Source organism: Pseudoblastomonas aquimaris, from assembly GCF_035481675.1.
GTDB lineage: Bacteria > Pseudomonadota > Alphaproteobacteria > Sphingomonadales > Sphingomonadaceae > Alteriqipengyuania_B.
The window spans coordinates 1,364,810-1,383,299 of the sequence record NZ_JAYJJW010000001.1 but is presented as its reverse complement, the minus strand read 5'-3'; the positions used below and the strand labels follow the sequence as shown (position 1 = coordinate 1,383,299).

At 67.3% G+C, this 18,490-nt stretch carries 16 protein-coding genes; 1 reads left to right on the top strand and 15 read right to left on the bottom strand.

All coding sequences use genetic code 11. The features are described from left to right. Positions 1–6: 6 nt before the first annotated feature. The 9 genes from VCJ71_RS06855 to VCJ71_RS06815 all read right to left on the bottom strand — a co-directional run bounded on the left by VCJ71_RS06855 (position 7) and on the right by VCJ71_RS06815 (position 8,433). Positions 7–756, bottom strand: coding sequence for a phosphoadenylyl-sulfate reductase (locus VCJ71_RS06855; RefSeq protein ID WP_324639965.1), 750 nt, complete (start codon positions 754–756; stop codon positions 7–9). Beyond that, a complete protein-coding gene (locus VCJ71_RS06850; RefSeq protein ID WP_324639963.1) occupies positions 749–1,171 on the bottom strand; it encodes a DUF934 domain-containing protein in 423 nt (140 codons plus the stop codon). Before VCJ71_RS06850 ends, VCJ71_RS06855 begins: the two co-directional genes overlap by 8 nt. Then, the gene (locus tag VCJ71_RS06845) at positions 1,164–2,795 is read right to left on the bottom strand and encodes a nitrite/sulfite reductase (protein WP_324639962.1); all 1,632 of its coding nucleotides are present in this window, start codon (positions 2,793–2,795) and stop codon (positions 1,164–1,166) included. The genes VCJ71_RS06850 and VCJ71_RS06845 overlap by 8 nt, the downstream gene beginning before the upstream one ends. Beyond that, positions 2,795–3,094 carry a DUF2849 domain-containing protein gene (locus VCJ71_RS06840; RefSeq protein WP_324639960.1) on the bottom strand — a complete coding sequence of 100 codons (300 nt, stop codon included), beginning with the start codon at positions 3,092–3,094 and terminating at the stop codon, positions 2,795–2,797. Before VCJ71_RS06840 ends, VCJ71_RS06845 begins: the two co-directional genes overlap by 1 nt. Next, on the bottom strand, positions 3,091–3,849 hold the full coding sequence (gene cobA, locus VCJ71_RS06835; RefSeq protein ID WP_324639958.1) for a uroporphyrinogen-III C-methyltransferase: 759 nt from the start codon (positions 3,847–3,849) through the stop codon (positions 3,091–3,093). The genes VCJ71_RS06840 and cobA overlap by 4 nt, the downstream gene beginning before the upstream one ends. A 99-nt stretch (positions 3,850–3,948) precedes the next feature. Further along, positions 3,949–5,058 carry a mechanosensitive ion channel family protein gene (locus tag VCJ71_RS06830; protein WP_324639956.1) on the bottom strand — a complete coding sequence of 370 codons (1,110 nt, stop codon included), beginning with the start codon at positions 5,056–5,058 and terminating at the stop codon, positions 3,949–3,951. Beyond that, positions 5,055–6,275, bottom strand: coding sequence for a cystathionine beta-lyase (metC, locus tag VCJ71_RS06825; protein ID WP_324639954.1), 1,221 nt, complete (start codon positions 6,273–6,275; stop codon positions 5,055–5,057). The genes VCJ71_RS06830 and metC overlap by 4 nt, the downstream gene beginning before the upstream one ends. Before the next feature lie 20 nt (positions 6,276–6,295). Continuing rightward, the gene (sseA, locus tag VCJ71_RS06820; protein WP_324639952.1) at positions 6,296–7,138 is read right to left on the bottom strand and encodes a 3-mercaptopyruvate sulfurtransferase; all 843 of its coding nucleotides are present in this window, start codon (positions 7,136–7,138) and stop codon (positions 6,296–6,298) included. Between the two features lie 92 nt (positions 7,139–7,230). Beyond that, positions 7,231–8,433 (bottom strand): hypothetical protein, encoded by a 1,203-nt coding sequence (locus VCJ71_RS06815; RefSeq protein ID WP_324639951.1) that lies wholly within the window; start codon positions 8,431–8,433, stop codon positions 7,231–7,233. Between the two features lie 132 nt (positions 8,434–8,565). Here VCJ71_RS06815 and queF point away from each other — a divergent pair, with 132 nt between their 5' ends. Further along, complete coding sequence (gene queF, locus VCJ71_RS06810; protein ID WP_324639949.1) at positions 8,566–9,033, top strand: preQ(1) synthase; 468 nt, start codon at positions 8,566–8,568, stop codon at positions 9,031–9,033. Here the strand turns inward: queF and VCJ71_RS06805 are convergent. The 6 genes from VCJ71_RS06805 to VCJ71_RS06780 are packed head-to-tail and all read right to left on the bottom strand — an operon-like array spanning position 9,030 to position 18,489. Then, a complete protein-coding gene (locus VCJ71_RS06805) occupies positions 9,030–10,520 on the bottom strand; it encodes a tryptophan halogenase family protein (RefSeq protein ID WP_324639947.1) in 1,491 nt (496 codons plus the stop codon). The genes queF and VCJ71_RS06805 overlap by 4 nt on opposite strands. Beyond that, on the bottom strand, positions 10,502–11,437 hold the full coding sequence (locus VCJ71_RS06800) for an alpha/beta hydrolase (protein WP_324639945.1): 936 nt from the start codon (positions 11,435–11,437) through the stop codon (positions 10,502–10,504). The genes VCJ71_RS06805 and VCJ71_RS06800 overlap by 19 nt, the downstream gene beginning before the upstream one ends. After that, positions 11,434–13,488, bottom strand: a complete 2,055-nt coding sequence (locus tag VCJ71_RS06795) for a glycoside hydrolase family 97 protein (RefSeq protein ID WP_324639943.1) — start codon at positions 13,486–13,488, stop codon at positions 11,434–11,436. The genes VCJ71_RS06800 and VCJ71_RS06795 overlap by 4 nt, the downstream gene beginning before the upstream one ends. Then, the gene (locus VCJ71_RS06790; protein ID WP_324639941.1) at positions 13,482–15,095 is read right to left on the bottom strand and encodes an alpha-amylase family glycosyl hydrolase; all 1,614 of its coding nucleotides are present in this window, start codon (positions 15,093–15,095) and stop codon (positions 13,482–13,484) included. The genes VCJ71_RS06795 and VCJ71_RS06790 overlap by 7 nt, the downstream gene beginning before the upstream one ends. Next, entirely contained in the window at positions 15,092–16,954 is a 1,863-nt protein-coding gene (locus VCJ71_RS06785) for an alpha-amylase family glycosyl hydrolase (protein ID WP_324639939.1), read from the bottom strand. The genes VCJ71_RS06790 and VCJ71_RS06785 overlap by 4 nt, the downstream gene beginning before the upstream one ends. Beyond that, positions 16,951–18,489, bottom strand: coding sequence for a tryptophan halogenase family protein (locus tag VCJ71_RS06780; protein ID WP_324639937.1), 1,539 nt, complete (start codon positions 18,487–18,489; stop codon positions 16,951–16,953). The genes VCJ71_RS06785 and VCJ71_RS06780 overlap by 4 nt, the downstream gene beginning before the upstream one ends. Between the last annotated feature and the right edge of the window lies 1 nt (position 18,490).

The following is an 18,490-nucleotide window of genomic DNA, read 5'->3' as shown; positions in this document are numbered from 1 at the left end:
CCAAGCCTAAAGGAAAGGTTCGATCCCCGGCTGGTGGATGCCGCATTCGGTCTTGTCCCAGCCGCGCCAGCGCCCGGCACGCGGGTCTTCACCGGGCTTCACGGGTGAGGTGCACGGCGCGCAGCCGACCGAGAGGAAGCCATCGGCCTCCAGCGGGTGGCGCGGCAGGTCGTGTTCCTCGAAATACGCATCGAGGTCCGCTTTCACCCAGTCGCCGAGCGGGTTGAGCTTCAGGCGGCCCTGTTCGACCTCGAAGCGCGGAATGTCCTGCCGCGTCACGCTCTGGAAAGCCTTGCGTCCCGAAATCCAGCTGTCGAGCCCCTCCTTGGCGCGGGCCAGCGGCTCCACCTTGCGGATCGCGCAGCAGCCGTCCGGATCGAACGACCAGCGCAGGCCATTCGCATCGCTATCCGCCAGCACTTGCGGGTCGGGCTGGACGACGCGCGGGTTCAATATGCCGAAGCGCTCGACCAGCGTGTCGCGGTAGGCGAGGGTTTCGGGAAACATTTTCAGCGTGTCGACGAAGACGACGGGGATCGCCTTGTCGGCCTGCGCGACCAGGTGCAGCAACACTGCGCTTTCCGTGCCGAAGCTGGAAACCACAGCCGTGCGGCCGAGGATGTCTTCCGCAAACAGCGCTTGCAGCATCTCAGTGGTGCCGGTGCCGGCGAAGCGGGCGTTGAGCGCGTCGGCGTCCTGCTGCCGGAACGCAGGCGCCGTGTCGATCCGGTCGACGTTGCGGGCAGGCTCACCCATGGCGCAGGGTCCAGATGGGCACGGCGGAATCGGCGGCCGGTTGGTAGACATGCGAGAAGCGCGACAGGGCTGCCTCGACCTCTGCCGGATCGAGCGGCGCGTCGGGCTGGAACGCGTCGACGCCGCAGCGCCGCATATAGGCTATCTGGTCCACCAGCACGTCGCCCACGGCGCGTAGTTCGCCGCGGTAGCCGGCTTCGCGCAGGATACGGGCGGCGGAGTAGCCGCGCCCGTCGCCAAAGACCGGGAAATTAATCTCGACGAGTGCAACGCGGTCCAGATGCGGCAGCAGGTCGCGCGCATCCTCGCCGGGTTCGATCCGCACGGCCGTGGCTGCGGACTGCGAAAGGAACGCCTCCACCGTCACGGCGGGCTCGCCGGGCACGGCATCGTCGCGGAAACGCAAATCAGCCATACAGCGCCTCCTTGAAGGGAGCCATGCCGACGCGGCGGTAGGTATCGATGAACCGTTCGTCCCCGCTGCGTTCCCGCAAATACACGTCGGCTGCCGTCTCGACGGCGTCGACGATGCCGTCGGCGTCGAAGCCGGGCCCGGTGATCCTGGCGAGGCTGACGTCCTCCGCCTCGCTGCCGCCGAGGAGGAGCTGGTAGTTTTCGACCCCCTTCTTGTCGACGCCGAGGATGCCGATGTGGCCCGCGTGGTGATGGCCGCAGGCGTTTATGCAGCCCGAAATCTTCAGCTTGAGCTCGCCCAGCGTGTCCTCCTTTCCGGACGCGGCGAAGCGCTGGGAAATGGCCTGCGCGATGGGGATGGAGCGTGCGTTGGCGAGGCTGCAGTAATCGAGGCCGGGGCAGGCGATGATGTCGCCGATCCGGTCCAGGTTCGGCGTGCCGAGACCGCTGGCCTCCAGCTTCTGCCACAAGGCCGGCAGGTCGGCCTTGCGCACATGTGGCAGGACGATGTTCTGCGTGTGCATGACCCGCAATTCGTCATGGCTGTATTCCTTGGCGAGGTCCGCCATCAGCCGCATCTGGCCTGTCGTCGCATCGCCCGGGATGCCGCCGACCGGCTTCAGGCTGATGACGGCGGAGACATGGCCTGGGTGCTTGTGGGGCACCGTGTTGCGATCGAGCCAGACGGCGAAGTCGGGATCCGACCGGTCGGGATCGGCGGGCGCGGCGTCCGCATAGTCAGGCGCTGCGAAATACTGCGCGATGCGCTGCAGCTCCGCGCGGGGCGGCTCCACGCCGACGTCCAGCAGATGCGCGAATTCCTCCTCGACCTGGCGCGTATATTCCTCCGCGCCGAGTTCGTGGACGAGGATCTTGATGCGCGCCTTGTATTTGTTGTCGCGCCGGCCGTGGCGGTTGTAGACCCGCAGACAGGCCTCCGCATAAGTCACCAGCTGGTCGATCGGCACGAAGTCGCGGATCAAGGGGGCGATCATCGGCGTGCGGCCCATGCCCCCGCCGACGTAAAATTGTGCGCCTGTCTCGCCACCGCGCTCCACGATGCGGATGCCGATGTCGTGCAGCCGCATCGCCGCGCGGTCCTGTTCGCTGGCGATCACCGCGATCTTGAACTTGCGCGGCAAGTAGCTGAATTCCGGGTGGAAGCTCGACCACTGGCGCAGCAATTCCGCATAGGGCCGCGGGTCGGTAACCTCGTCCGCCGCAGCGCCGGCGAAATGGTCCGAACTGATGTTGCGGATGCAATTGCCGCTGGTCTGGATTGCGTGCATCTCGACCTTGGCAAGGTCGGCAAGGATGTCGGCGGCATCCTCAAGCTTGATCCAATTGTACTGGATGTTCTGCCGCGTGGTGAAGTGGCCGTAGCCACGGTCGTACTTGTCCGCGATGTCGGCCAGCGCGTGCATCTGCCGGCTGTCCAGCGTGCCATAGGGGATGGCCACGCGCAGCATGTAGGCGTGCAGTTGCAGGTAGAGTCCGTTCATCAGCCGCAGCGGCTTGAACTGGTCTTCGGTCAGCTTGCCTTCGATGCGGCGCTGCGCCTGGTCGCGGAATTCCGCAACGCGCGCGTCGACCATCGCTTGGTCGTATCGATCGTATTGGTACATCAGATCACCTCCCGGATCGCAGCCGGGTTTTCGGGTTGCAGGGTGAGGTCGGGGCGCACCGTCGGGCCGAGGCCGCGGATGCGGTCCTTCACGTGCAGCGGGCGGGGGATACCTTCGGCGTTTCTCTCGGCAGGCACTACGTAGGGCGCGTTGACCCGGCGCGCGGCTTCCTCGCGGGCGATGATCGCCTCGCCTCCGTCGCCCGCGTCTACGGCCTTGGCGATATCGGTCGTCCAGCTTTCGCCGTCCCACCACACGACGGCGCCGCTCAACAGGTCGTTTCCGGTGAGGAGGTTCATGCCGCCACCTCGCTTGCCAGCGCTGCCACGGCGGCATTCTCGCGCGCGGTCACTTCGCCGATCACGATGAGTGCGGGGCTGACGACGAGCTCGCGCTCGACGAGGTCGGGCAGGCCTGCCAGCATACCGCGCAGCACGCGCATTTCGGGCCGCGCCGCGTTCTCGATCACCGCGACCGGCGTTTGCGGGGCTAGCCCGTCCGCCATCAGCTTCTCCGCGATTTGCGGTGCGGTCTTCACGCCCATGTAGATCACCAGCGTGCGGCCCTTGCCGGCGAGACCGGCCCAGTCCTGCTCCGAAAGGCCCTTGCACTGGCCGGCGACAAAGCTGACGATGCTGGCCGCGTCGCGGTGGGTGAGGGCGATTTGCGCGGCCGCGGCAGCGCCGTTGGCTGCGCTGATGCCGGGCACGATCTCTACGGGCACGCCTGCGGCATGGCAGGCCTCCGCTTCTTCCCCGCCGCGTCCGAAGACCAGCGGATCGCCGCCTTTCAGCCGCACGACATCGTGGCCGCGCCGCGCCTCTTGCACCAGCAGCGCGCAGATATCTTCCTGCGGCAGGGTGTGATGCGCGCGCCGCTTTGCGACGGATACCAGCCGCGCATCGGGCCGCGCGAGGGCGAGGATCGCGGGATCGACGAGGCCGTCATGCACGATGATCCGCGCCTCTGCGATCAGCCGCGCTGCGCGCAGGGTCAGCAGGTCGGGATCACCCGGTCCTGCGCCGACGAGATGGACTTTTCCTGTTTCGCTCATGCAGCATAGCTGCGCGCGCGGGCGCCGTCGCAACAGGCAAAACGCGTTTGGCCGGGGGAAGCAGAAGTTTAAGCGGGTGCGGGAAGCCGCAGCAAACCGCTATTCCTTGGGCGTATCGATCCGCTGACTGATGGCGGCGACGAGCTGGTCGAACTGGTCGTTGCCGCGCAAGTTGAGGTCGCGCTGGGGGAAGGGAATCTCGATCCCGTTGGCCTGGAACTTCTCCCACAGCACCTTCAGCACTTCGCTTTTCACATTGCCGACGCCCTGTTCCGGATCGCGGATCCAGCAATGGATTATGAAGTTGACCGAGCTGTCGCCATAGGCATCGAGCCAGCAGGTCGGTTTGGGCGATTTCAGCACACGGCCGCATTCCGTCGCCGCCTCCAGCATGAGCTTTTCGGCCAGCTTGATGTCGCAATTGTAGCTGACGCCGACCGGCACCTGGATCCGCACGTTGCGGCTGGAATAGCTCCAGTTTTCGACCTGGTTGACCATCAGGTTCTCGTTCGGGATCAAATATTCGCGCTCGTCCCGGGTTGTTACGGAGACGGCGCGAATGCCGATCTTGCGAATCTGGCCGAAAGTAACGGCGCCCGCCTGGTCGGCCACCGCGATCACGTCGCCCGGCTTGATCGACCGGTCCATCAGCAGGATGATCCCGGCGATCAAATTGCCGAAGGTTTTCTGCAGGCCGAAACCGATGGCGAGGCCGAAAGCGCCGGAGAATACCGCCAGCGCGGTGAGGTCGATCCCCAGCATGTCGATCCCGATCAGGATCGCGCCCGCCCAAACCACGATGGTGACCAGCTTTTCGACCAGCAGGCGCCGTGCCGCACCCAGTTTGGTGATCCGACCGATCACCCGGTGGGCGAGCTTGCTGACCAGCCACGCGAACAGCCAGACGCCGAAAATGACGAGCAGCACCACGATCCCGTCCCACACGGAAACGCGGGTATCGGCAAAGCTGATGGCCAGCCCGTCCAGCGTGTCGATCACGTCGGACGCTGTGCCGGGATTGGATGCCACCGCGTCGCGCACGGCATCTGCGCCGGACACGGCCGTTTCCTGCGGAGCCTCGAACGCGTTGACGCCCGCCGGTGCCGCGTCACCGCCTACAGGTGCCGAGTGGCCGGCATCGCCGCCGCCTTCCGGCGCCGCGGTTTCCGCGGGGGCGGGCGCTTCCTGTTGGGACAGGGCGGTATTCAAGCGTCGTTCTCCATCGCGGCAAAACCGCGCTCAAGGTCTGCGATCAGGTCTTCGGGGTCTTCCAGCCCGATTGCAAGGCGCACGAGCGGGCCTTGCACTGGCGATCCCTCGCGCGGCCAAGGGGTGGCGCTGCGGCAGGTTGCGGGATCGACCGGCAGGACGAGGCTTTCGAACCCGCCCCAGCTGTAACCGATGCCGAACAGGTCGAGCGCGTCGATGAAGCGGGCCCGCGCAGCCTCGTCGCCGCCATGCAGTGCGAAGGAGAACAGGCCGCAGCCGCCCGTGAAGTCGCGCTGCCAAATCTCGTGACCTGGCGATCCCGGCAGCATGGGGCACAGCACCGCGGACACCGCGGGATGCGCCGCGAGCCACTTGGCCACCGCAAGCGCGCTCTGCGTGGCTCGCTCGAGCCGCAGGGGCATTGTCCTGAGGCCGCGGGAGGCGAGCGCCGCATCGTCGGGCGAAACCACGATGCCGAGCGACTGGGCCGTGCGGCGCAGCCGGCGATAGAGACGCTCCCCGGCAGCAGCGGAGCCCATCATCACGTCCGAATGGCCGCCGACATGCTTCGTCAGCGACTGGATCGCGATATCGCAGCCATGCTCCAGCGCCGCAAAGCCGAGCGATCCCGCCCAGGTGTTGTCGATCAGGCTGGTCGCGCCATGCTCTCGCGCGATCGCTGCCAGCGCGGGAACGTCGCACACTTCCATCGTCAGGCTGCCAGGGCTTTCCAGCATCACCGCCTTCGTCCGATCACAAAAGGCCGCGCGGTAGCCATCGATGTCGAGCGGATCGAAATAGCGCGCTTCCACGCCGAACTGCTTCAATATGCCGTTCGCGATGGTGCGCGTGGGTTCATAGGCGTTGTCGGTCACCAGCAGCACGTCGCCGGGCTTCAGTACTGTCAGCAGGGCGGAAGAAATTGCGCTGGTTCCGCTGGGATACAGCATCGTGCCGAAGGCGCCGGGTTCCAGTTCGGTCAGCGCGTCGGCCAGCGCCCACTGGGTCGGGCTGCCGCGGCGGCCGTAGTAGAAATGGCCGTCCTCGTTGTGCTTCAGGCCCGCCTTGCGCGATGCGCTGTCGGGATAGAGATGCGTGCTGGCGCGCCAGACGGGCGGGTTGACCACCGGCCCCGTCCATTCCTCGCGCCGTCCCGCACCGACGGCGCGGGTGCCGCTGCCGTATTTGCCGTGGTCTCTGTCCGAAGCCTTGCTCATGGCTCGCGCTGTAGCCGCAATCAGTCCGCCGGGCCAAGGGCGGTCGGCAGCGTGCTGTCGGCGGCCCACTCGCTCCAGCTGCCATCGTAAAGGGCGACGTCCTGCTTGCCGATCTGGTGAAGGGCGAAGGCGAGGACTGCGGCCGTCATCCCGCTGCCGCAGCTTGTGATGACCGGCCGGTCGAGATCGATGCCTGCGTCGGCGAAGACCTCGCGGATGGCGTCGGGGGATTTCCATGTGCCGTCGTCGCGGAACAGCGCCGTGTGCGGCAGATTGCGCGATCCGGGAATGTGACCGCTCGGGATGCCGGGGCGGATGTCCGGCTCCTCACCGGTGAAGCGCGCGGCGGGGCGGGCATCGACCAGCACTTCCCTGCCGGTCTCGATATTGGTGAGGACCGCGTCCTTGTCGCGCAGCTTCCGGTCGTCGGCCCAGGCGGTATAGTGCCGTTCGCGCAAGCTCACGGTGCCGCTTTCCAGCTCGCGCCCCTCCGCCTTCCATTTGGCGAGCCCGCCGTCGAGCACGGCGACATATTGCGCGCCGAACATGGTCAGCATGAACCACCCGCGCGCCGCGCTTTTCAGCGGGCTGTCGTCATAGACCACGATGCGGCTGCCGTCGCCGAGGCCGAGCTTCTGCATCCGGCTGGCAAATTTTTCGGGGCTGGGGAGGGTGTTGGGGCTGGCCGCATCGCTATCGACCAGCGAGTCGAGGTCCATGAAGACCGCGCCGGGAATATGGCCTGCCTCGTATTCCGCGCGCGCATCGCGGGACGGGTCGAGATGCTTGCTGGCATCGACGATGCGCAGGTCGCTTGCGCCAATATTTTGCGCCAGCCACTGCGTGCTAACCAGATTGTCCATCCCAGCGTCTCCTCCACGCCGTGAGCGGGGACAGGAGGGTTAACGGCGTAAAGGGGCGCCGTAAAGCACGCAGAATGGCGGAATTGCGCGGCTCAGGCGAAGCTGCGCTGCACCAGAGGCGCGAAGACGCCCGGCCCCTTGTCGAGCGGGAAGGGCTGGATGCCTTGCTGGCGGCGATCCGACGGCTGGCCGACGAGGAAGGTCTGCACCAGCGGTTCCAGCGCGGGTTCCTGCGCCACGATGCGCCAGCGCGACAGCGGCACCAGCAGCGGCGCGCGCCCTTGCGCCACGGCGCGGATTGCGCTGAACGGCAGGCGGATCTGGCCCTTGATGACCTGGTTTTCGCCCGGCGCCAGCTCGGCAATGGCGTGGCGCTTCTCCAGCGGGCGGCCGGCGGCGGCGACCTGCTGGTCGGCGGGCAGCGACGCGTGCGCGCTGACAAGGTCGCCCTGCACCTCGATCCCGCGAATGGTCTCGCTGCCCGAATTGACCAGCGTCAGTTCGTAATCGAGCGTGGCAGCCATCATCGAAAGGCTGATCCGGCGCGATGTCATGGCGAGGCCGAGCGGGCCCGATGCGGCGGCGATGACCGGTGCCGGTGCAGGCGCTGCTGCAGGCGAGGACGCGGGCGCGTCGGCGGCGAGCTTGCGCGGTTTGGGGCGCTCGATCTGCGGCGCTGTGACAGGCCCGGCAGTCGGCAGGCCGCGCGCGCGAACCCACAGGAATGCGCCTGCAGCCAGCAGCAGGGCAAGCAGGCCGAGCGCATAGTATAGCCAGTTGCTTCCACCGCTGTCTTCGCTCGCCGTTGCGGGCTGCCCTGCCTCGCCAGCGGGCGCAGCCGGGGCGGAGGACGGGGCCTCGTCGAAATCGAACGGGTCTGCGCCGACCGTCGGCTGGGGCCCGGGCGTCTCGATCGTCGGGGCGGGACGGTTGTCCGGCACCTGCTGCGGCAGCGGCGAGGGGATGCCGGTCGCGCGCGGCTGCGGGGCTTGCGAGCGGGTGGGCTGCGGCTGCGCGACTTCGCCGCGGCGCGGCGGCGTGGTTGCCGTGGGCGTGGGGGCCGGCGTGACGGCGGTAGCGCGCGGAGTGGGCGTCGGCGTCGGCGAAGCTTGCGGCCGGCGGGTCTGGCGCGATTCCGGCACGTCGGGCGCGACCGGGCCGATCACTTCGCGCGACGGCGTGGGCGAAGGCGTGGGCAGGCGGAAGCCGCCGACGCTGGCCATCGCCGGCAGCGGCGCGGCAATCGCCATTGCGGCGGCAACTGCAAGCAGGGAAGGTGCGGTGTGGCGTGTCATGGTCTTGCGAAAGGCGGCGCGCATCCGGCGGCCTTTTGCCCCTTGCGCAGCGCCGCCGTGAATAGCCCCTTAATCCGCCCGCGCAATGGGGCGGCTTGTGCGCCGGGCGAGATCGCGGCATGGGCGTTGCCGATGAGCGACACCGAAGACACGAGCGTGCCGAAGTTCCTCGGCAAGGATACCCCGCTGCCGCAATCGCCGGAACAGGCGGTGCTGGATTACGTGCCCAATCCGCGCGCGGGATCGCTTTACATGGTGCGCTTCGCCGCGCCCGAATTTACCTCGCTGTGCCCGGTGACCGGGCAGCCCGATTTCGCCCATCTCGTGATCGACTACGCGCCGGGCGAGACCATCGTGGAATCGAAGAGCCTCAAGCTTTTCCTCGGCTCGTTCCGCAACCACTGCGGCTTTCACGAGGATGTGACCGTCGGCATCGGACAGCGCCTGACGGACGAAATGAAGCCGCAATGGTTGCGCATCGGCGGGTACTGGTACCCGCGCGGCGGCATTCCCATCGACGTGTTCTGGCAGACCGGCGCACCGCCCGAAGGCCTGTGGGTGCCGGACCAGGGCGTCGCGAGCTACCGCGGCCGCGGCTAGGGCGCGTATTCGCCGAAATTTCGCGCGCAGGCGGCCAGCATGGCATCAATCCGCGCCGGATCGGCCAGCGACGCATCGGCGGGCAGCGGCTGCATCTTTTCCGGCGGCGGGAAGCTGCCATAGCCTGCAAACAGGCAGTGCCAGCTGGCGCTCGAATAATATTCCTTCGGATAGAGCTCGCGGTTGGCGGCGGCGATGTCGCGGTGGGTGAACCACGCGGTCATCATCGCCTTCAGCCTGTCGGAGATGGCATCGTTCGCGGCGTTGGCGCGCCAGTAGTCGCCGTCGCGCCGGTTGAGCCGGTAATGGGCGACGATGTAGTCGCGGATCCCGTCGTACCGCTCCCCGATGGAAGCGTTGAACGCGTCGCGGTGCCTGGCGGTGAACCCGCCTTGCTCGTGTGCCTGGATGAATTCGAGCGCGGTGTGGATCACGATGTGAAGCGCGGTCGCCTCCAGCGGCTCGATGAAGCCCTGCGACAGGCCTGCGACCAGGCAGTTGCCGCGCCAGCTTTCACGCATCCGACCCACCCGCATTCTCAGCAAACGCGGCTCTGCGTCGCCGCCGCATTCGCGCGCCAGTCCGGCCGCCGCCTCGTCGTCGGAGATATGGGCCGATGAATAGACGTAGCCGTTGCCGGTGCGGCCGGTGAGCGGGATCGACCAGCGCCAGCCCGCGCGCATGGCGATGGCGCCGGTGGCCGGCATGATGCGTGTTCCATCGCGCGGCGTCGGCATTACCACGGCGCGATCGGCGAACAGGTTCTCGCCATAGGACTGGAATTCGCTGCCGAGCGCTTCTGCGATCACCGCGCGGAAGCCCGAGCAGTCGACGAACAGGTCGCCCCCTATCCGCGCGCCGTCTTCGCAGACGAGCGCCTGTACCTCGCCCGCCGCCACCTCGACATCGGCGACTTGCGCTTCGCGGTGGACGACGCCGCGCGAAACGCACCATTCGCGCAGGAACGCGCCCAGCTTGTGCGCATCGAAGTGGTAGCCATAGCTTGGCGCGAAGGGGAAGTTATCGCCCGCTTGCGGTGCCTTCGCCTCGTCCGCCAACCGGGTGGCGAGGAACCAGCGGTCGGGATGCGCGCCCGCCTCGTATCCGCGCCGCTGGGCCGCGCAGGCTTGCTCGAAAGCGGGCTGGGTGTGGAGGTCGGTGGGGCCGGGGAAGGGGTGGAAATAGGATTCGAAGCCGGGCCGCGCGCTCCAGCCGGAAAAACGGATGCCCAGCTTGTAGGTCGCGTCGCAGGCGGGCATCCATTCCGCTTCATCGATGCCGAGCAGGTCGAAGAACGCCTTCAGCTGCGGGGTGGAGCCTTCGCCCACACCGATGATGCCGATGGCGGGGCTTTCGACCAGCGTAACCGACGCGCCCTTGTCGGCCCATGCGTGGTGGAGCAGGGCGGCGGTGATCCAGCCCGCGCTCCCGCCGCCGAGCACGACGATGTCGGGCGCCTTGCCGCCGTTCATTCGCGCCACAGCCACGCCAGCATGTCCGCCATGCGGGCATTCCAGGCTATCTCGTCATGCTCCGCGCCTTCGTAGACGCGCGCGGTGAAATCCTTGTCCCGCGTCCAGCCGGCCATCGTGTCCAGATGCTCCGCGATGCCCAACTGGTACGGGCCGTAGTAGGAATCGAGTGCGGCGGTGCCGTGATCCATCCAGATGCGGCGGCCTTCCGGCAGGGCGAGGCGGTGGTCGAGATAGGATCGCCAGGCGCCGACGATAGCGGGCGTATGCCGGGCGGCGATGTCCGGTGCTGCCACCGCGAAGTGCGAACTGACGCAGCCGGCGCGGCCGAAGACGTCGGGGCGCTCTATCAGGCTGTAGCACGCCAGCACGCCGCCCATGCTGGCGCCGACGATCGTGGTGCTTTCGGGCGCGGCCTGCGTGCGGAAAGACCGGTCGACCCAAGGCTTCACCGTGTCCGCCAGCCAGGCGACATTGGCGTCGGATGCGAGCGGGCCGCCCGCCATGTCGCGAACGCTGGCCGCAACCCCTTCGGGGACCAGTTCGGCGATGGCTTCGGGCTGGTAGGTGCGGTAGCGGTCCTTGCCCGGCGGCGACCAAAGGCCGACGACGATGTGCGGCTCGGCCTCCCCGCGCGCGACCATTCCGGCCAGCACGTCCTGCGCCATCCAAGCCTTGCCGTAATGCGTGCTGGCGGGATCGAACAGGTTCTGCCCGTCCCACATATAAAGCACCGGATAGCGCCGTACGCCCTCGTCGTAGCCCGGCGGCAGCCAGATCGAGATGCGCTGGTCGGGCAGCCCATCGACCGCGAGCGGGCCGTAGTCCAAGAACCGCCCGCCGCGTGCGAGGTCGCCGTCGTCCGGCGCGGGAACGCTGGCGCAGGCGGCCAGCATCAACGCGGCGAAGAGGGCGAAGGCGCGCCCGATCATTCGCCGCTGAACTTGATTTCCGCCGCGAAGCCCCCGGCGCGCGCCATGCCGATGTCCAGCGTATCGCCCTTGCGCACGATGACTTCGCGCACATTCATCGCGTGGCGATTGTCACCCAAGCCGTCCGCTCCTTCGCCGTCTTCCCAGATCGTGGCGACATATTCGGTGTCGGGATAGAGAAAGTCGAGGCTTAGCGAAACGTCGCGCGGGTCCTCGTCGGTCACGCCGCCGAGATACCATGCATCGCCGCCGCGCGCGCGCCGCGCGAAGACGGCGTATTTGCCGACCTCGCCGGCGAGCAGGTGGCTTTCGTCCCAGTCGACCGCGACGCGCTTGATGAAATCGAGCCCCTGCGGCCATGCGGCGAGGTTTTCCGGCAAATCCGCCGCCATCTGGATCGGCGAATAGATCACGACGTAGAACGCCAGCTGGCGGGCCAGGGTGCTCGGCAGGTCGGGCTGCGTCGCGCCGCGGCCCTCCAGGCTGAGGACGCCCGGGGTGTAGTCCATCGGGCCGGACAGCATCCTTGTATAAACCAGTTCGGGCACGTGGCCGGGATCGTTCTTCGGCACTGCCCAGGCATCGTATTCAGCCCCGCGCGCGCCCTCGCGGCTGACCCAGTTGGGGTAGGTGCGCCTGAGGCCGGTATCCTTGATCGGTTCGTGCGGGTTGACCGCGATGCGGTGACGCGCGGCAGCCTTCACCACATTCAGGTGGTGCTGTGCCATGCGCTGCCCGTCATGCCATTCGAAGATTTCCTCCGCGCAGGGGTCGGCCTCGTCGGCATTGCAGGCGATGATCCCGCCGGCATCCGCGACATAGCCCGATTTGACCGCGTCGATGCCGAGCCTTTCGTAGAGCGCGAAGCCATCTTCCAGCTGGCGCTCGTACACTTCGATATTGCCGCCGGTTTCGTGGTGGCCGATGATCCGCACGCCCTTTTCCGCAGCGTAGCGGGCGACTTCCTCGATGTCGAAATCGGGATAGGCCTGCGTGAAGCTGTAATCGCGCCCGTTGCCGAACCAGTTGCCGTCCCAGCCGACATTCCACCCTTCGATCAGGATGCCGCGAAAGCCGTTGGCGGCGGCGAAGTCGATGTATTCCTTCGCATTCTCGGTGGTCGCGCCATGCTTGGGCCCGCTCGCCCAGCTGCTGTCTTCCAGATGCATCTCCCACCAGATGCCGATGTATTTGTGCGGTTCGAACCAGCTGACGTCGCCCAGCTTGTTGGGTTCGTTCAGATTGAGGTCGATGTCGCTTTCGACGAGGCCGGCCGGATCGTCCGACATGCGCACGGTGCGCCACGGCGTGTGGAAGGGCAGTTCGCGCACCACCTTGGCGCCGCGGCTGGAGGGCGAAAGCGTGGCCCGGAACCGCGTGCCGGCGATCCGCTTCAGCCACATGCCGGAATAATCGACCAGCGCCGCTTCGTGGAAAGACAGGTGCAGGCCGGTGTCCGTCACCATCGTGATCGGCGTGTGCGCCGTGCTGACCGCATCGATCGGCGTGGTCTCATACAGATACTCGTAGCGGTTCCAGTCCCCCGCCGGTATCCACCATGCGGTGCCCGATACGCTAAGGTTGAACTCGGTCAGCTCGTCGGCGATGCGCGCGACATCCCAGCCCGGCTGCTGCGGGAATTCGTAGCGGAAGCCGAACCCGTCGTCGAACACGCGCACCTGCACGCTGAAGCTGCGCGGCGTGTCGTCCTTTTCCGCGAAAGCGACCGTCATGGCGCGGTGGTGGTCACGCACGTATCGGCGCTCGCCCCACGGCTGCTCCCACGTCTCGTCCGCCTGCGCACGGGTCACGCCGACGACTTCGAAATTGCGCCGCAGCGGGTCGCCGTCGGTCAGGTTGAAGCCCAGCGTGGAGTAGGAGATCACTTCCTCTCCGTCGCGGGTGACGCGGTAGAACGGCTTGCCTTCGCCATCCGCATCCACTTCCACCACGATGCGCCCGTCGGGAGAGGCAACTTCATCGGCAAAAGCGAGCGAGGGGGCAAGCGCAAAGAGCGCGGTGCCGAGGGCGAGTTTTTTGCGGGTCAGCATGACAGGAACAAGGCTCCGTATGGGGGGAGGGTGCCAGTATCGGCGGCGTTGACCGCAAAGATCGGCGATCCTGCGGCATCGGCAGTGTCGATCGTCTGGTCCGACAGGTTGAACAGGCAGCGGATACGCTCCCCGTCTGCGATGCGGTCGAAGCTCAGCAGCGCCGCGCTTGCCCGGCAGCGTTCGAGCGCCCCGTGGTGGAGCGCCGGGTGGCCATTTCTTAGCGCCAGCACGTCGCGCGTGAAGTGGAGCAGGGAGGCATCGTCCGCTTCCTGCCGGTCGATGGCGAGCGGGCGGTGATCCTCGCTCGCCGGCAGCCATGGCTTGGCACTCCCGAAGCCCATGTCCGGCGCATCGCCCGCCCACGGCAGAGGCGTGCGCACCCCGTCCCGGCTCAGTGTGAGCGGCCAGTTCGCGATCGCCTCGGGGTCCTGCAACTGCTCGAAGGGGATGTCGACCTGGGTCAGGCCCAGCTCTTCGCCTTGGTAGACGATGATGTTGCCGCGCAGCGCCGCGAGCAGCGCCATCTTGCAACGCAGGAAGGCGGCGCGATGCTCGGGCGCCGCCCAGCGGGATACCGCGCGGGGCGCATCGTGGTTCTCGAACGCCCAGCTGGGCCAGCCTTCGCCCGGCTGCCCCGGCCAGTCGCCCAGCGCCCGGCAGACGAGCTGCGGCGTGAGCTTGTCGGCATAGAGGAAGTCGAAACCGTAGGCGCTGTTGAGGCGCGCGTCGCCTTGGGTGAAGCTCTTCATTTCCACCAGCGCCTCGTCTCCGCCGACTTCGGCCAGGGTAAAGGTCGCATCGTAGCGGTCGGCCAGGCTGCGCAGTCGTTCCAGGAACAGCGGGATGTCCCGGTGCGACTGGTTGTAGGTCTTGAGCTGGAAATCGAACGGGCGGGTGCGCGGCTTGTCCGTCGGCGGGGCGGGTGGATTGTCGCGGAATTCAGGATCGTGCATCGAGAAATTGATCGCATCGATGCGGAAACCGTCGACACCGCGGTCGAGCCAGAATTTCGCCACGTCCAGCAGGGCCTGCTGGACGTCGGGGTTGTGGCCGTTCAGCTGCGGCTGGCTGGCGAGGAAGTTGTGCAGGTAATATTGCCCGCGCCGCGCGTCCCACGTCCACGCCGGCCCGCCGAAGACGGACTGCCAGTTGGTCGGGGGCGACCCGTCGGGCTTCGCGTTGTGCCAGACGTACCAGTCGGCCTTGGGATTGTCGCGGCTGGCGCGGCTTTCGGCAAACCACGCATGGTCGTCGGACGTGTGGGAATAGACCTGGTCGATCAGCACCTTGAGGCCGAGTTCGTGCGCGCGCGTGACCAGCGCGTCGAAATCGGACAGCGTGCCGAAGATGGGGTCGACATCGCAGTAATCGGCCACGTCGTAGCCAAAATCGCGCATCGGGCTGGTAAAGAACGGGCTGATCCACACGGCATCGACGCCTAGGCTGGCGACGTGGTCCAGCCCGGCGGTGATGCCTGGCAGGTCGCCGATGCCGTCGCCGTTGGAATCGCGGAAGCTGCGCGGATAGATCTGGTAGATCGCCGCGCCCTGCCACCACGGCAGGGCCTGCGCGTCCGGCGCCGGGGAGGAGGCGTGGCTGCTCATTTCAGTTCGCACACGGCCCAGCCGAAGGCGGGCAGGGTTACGGCGACGCTGCCGGGCGCGGCGACCGTTGCGGGACAGGCGGCGCCTGCCAGGGTCGTCACCTCGCGTGCGGCGTAATCCACCGCGACATTGCCGCTGAGCGGCTGGGCGGTGTTGTTGAAGGCGAGCAGAACACGCTGCCCGCTTTCCGGATCGTGCCGCGTGACCGCGAACATGCCGGGCGCATCGTCCCACTGGCGCATTGTCTGCAGGCCGCGGCGCAGCGCCGGGTTGGCCTGCCGGACGGCGGAAAGCTGCGCGATAAGGCGATAGAGCGGGTGGCTGCGGTCGAAATTGTCCGTCGCCGTGGTGGCGTCGGTGCCGATCAGGTCATTGTCGTTGTAACTGGCGACGCGGCTGGGGAACATGTCCTCTCGCGCGGCTTGGTCGTTGCCGTCGCCGACGAAGCCCTGCTCGTCGCCGGAATAGACCACCGGATTGCCCCGCAGCGTCATCAGCATGGCATGGGCCAGCTGAGTGCGCGCCAGCAGCTCCTCCTGCGAGATGCCGGGCTTGCGCTGTTTCGTCATGGTGGTGAAGCGGCCCATGTCGTGGTTGCCGAGGAAGGTCGGCAGCTTCAGCGCGGCCGCTTCGCCACCTTCGTAAAGGACGTCGCCGTCGAACAGGCGGGTCATGATGGACGCATCGCCGCCCGCCCCGGCATAGCGCAGCACCGCCTGCTGGAACGCGAAGTCGAGCACGGCGGGAAAGCCGTCGCGCCGCGTGTATTCGGCGATATAGCCCGCCATCGGGTCTTCGGCGTAGACCTCGCCGAAGATCAGGAAGTTGGGAATGCCTTTTCCAGCGGCGGTCTCCAGCATGGCAGGCACGAATTCCCGCCAGAAACCGGGATTCACATGCCGCGCGGTGTCGATGCGGAAACCGTCGATGCCGAAATCCTCGATCCACTGTGCGTAGATGTCGATCATGCCGCGCACGACGAAGGGTTGCTCGGTGTAAATGTCGTCGAGCCCCACGAAGTCGCCCAGCCGCGCGCTTTCGCCGCTGAAAGTCGTGTCGCCGCGGTTGTGGTAATAGCGCGGGTCGTTGAGCCACGCCGGTACTTTCACGTCGCGCTCCGCCTCCGGCACATAGGGTGTGTAGGCGTAGGTCATGTCGGTCAGCCGCGCGAAGTTCTCTTCCGTGCGGACCTCGTCGCCCATGAAGCCTTCGTTGATTGCCTCCCCGTCGGGCCCGCCGCGGGTGGAGTATGGGTAATCGCCCTTGCTGCGATAGGAGAAGCCTTCGCGGTACTTGATGACATCCGCCGTGTGATTGGTGATGATGTCCATGTAGACTTTCATCCCGCGGGCATGCGCGGCATCCACGAAAGTGCGGAATTCCTCGTTCGTGCCGAAATGCGGGTCGATCCGGGTGAAATCGGTGACCCAGTAGCCGTGATAGCCCGCGCTCTCGTCGCCCGCGGGGCCCTGGACCGGCTTGTTGGCGAAGATCGGCGCGAACCAGATCGCGGTGATGCCCATGCCCTGCAGGTAATCCAGCCGCGCGGTCAGGCCGGCGAGGTCGCCGCCGTGGTAGAAGCCCTTGTGCGTGGGATCGTATCCGCTGACGAGCCGATCGGCGCCATAGCCGCCGTCATCGTTGGCGGGATCGCCGTTGTCGAAACGGTCGGGCAGGACGAAATAGACCACTTCGTCTTCGGCCAGCCTCTCGCGCACCTGCTCCAGCGTGGGCGCGGGTGTGGCGGACGGAGTGGTACCCTGAGTGGTAGCTGGCGCGGACTGGGCGAGAGCTGGCGCGCAGCCGGGCAGGAGCGCGGCGCCGGCGAGCGACATGGCGAGGGCGGTGCGAATGGTCATGCGGCAACTTCCTTGGTGGTGCGCGCCAGCAGGGCGCCGAGGTAATCGTGGTGGGTCGGCATCGGTTCGACGGCCTTCACGCAGGCGCGGTGGGTCGCCTCGAGGAAGCGCTCCAGATCATCGTCCGGCAGCGCATCGGCGAGCGGGTGCCAGCTGTCCGGCATCACGCCCTGGCCGAGGAGGACCTGCGTCCAGCCGACTTCGGTGAACAGCTCCTCGTGCTCTCGGGTGATGCGGGCGCCTGCGCGCCAGAGCTCGAGTTTCGCGGCCAGTGTGTCGGGCAGCGTCGCTGCACGCCGCTCGTCCCAGAACGCTTCGCCGGTGCGGCCGTTGGCGTAGTAATGCAGGACGAGGAAATCGCGAATCCGCGTCCATTCGAACTCTGCCTGCCGGTTGAATTCGCTGGCAAGAGATGCCGTGTCGGCACTGCTGACGCTGTCCGGCATCAGTGTCAGGAAACGGGCGATGGCGGACTGGACGAGGTGGATCGAGGTCGATTCCAGCGGCTCCATGAACCCGGCGGCAAGGCCGAGCGCGAGGCAGTTGCGGTGCCAGTGCCGGCGCCGCATGCCGGTGGTGAATTTCAGCGTTCGCGGGTCGGCCAGCGGTTCCCCGTCGAGATGGGCGAGCAGCGTATCGGCTGCCGCCTCGTCCGACAGGTGGGCGCTCGAATAGACATAGCCGTTGCCGATCCGGTGCTGCAGCGGGATGCGCCATTGCCACCCCGCCTCGCGCGCGGTGGAGCGAGTGTAGGGGGTGAAGTCGCCGCCCGACTTGCAGGGGACCGCGACCGCGCGGTCGCAGGGCAGCAGGTCCGACCAGTCGGCATAGCCCGCGCCCAGCGCCTGTTCGATCAGCAGGCCGCGAAAGCCGGTGCAGTCGAGGAAGAACGCCCCGTCGACGCTGCGCCCGTCGCCGAGGTCGAGCCCGGCGATGTCGCCGCTCTCAGGGGACTGCCTCACGTGGTCGACCGTGCCTTCGATGCGGGTAACCCCGCGCGTTTCCGCATACGCGCGCAGGTGCGCGGCATAGAGGCCGGCGTCGAAATGATAGGCGTAGGGAAAGTCGGTCCCGGGCGCCCCCATGCGGTTGTTGCGCGCCGCAATGTCGTTGGCGCTGTAGGCGCTCAGCGGGCGGGCCTTGCCGGCATCTCGCGCGCGCAACCAGAAATGGTGGAACGGCACCACTCCGTGCGCGCGGCCCACGGGACCGAAAGCGTGTAGGTAGGAATGGCCGGGCTCCCGCCAGCCGGCGAATTCGATGCCGAGCTTGAAGCTGCCCTTGGTGGCGGCGAGGAATTCGGCCTCGTCCAGGCCCAGCGCCTGGTTGAAGAGGTGGATCTGCGGGATCGTCGCCTCGCCCACGCCGACGGTGCCGATGGCATCGCTTTCGACGAGGATCGTGCGCTTGTGCGGGGCGAAGCGGGCAAGCGCGGCGGCGGCCATCCAGCCGGCGGTACCGCCGCCGACGATGACGAAATCCGCGCGCGCTGCCGCTTTATCGCCAGCTGCGCCTGAAGTTTGCTGACCTGTCATA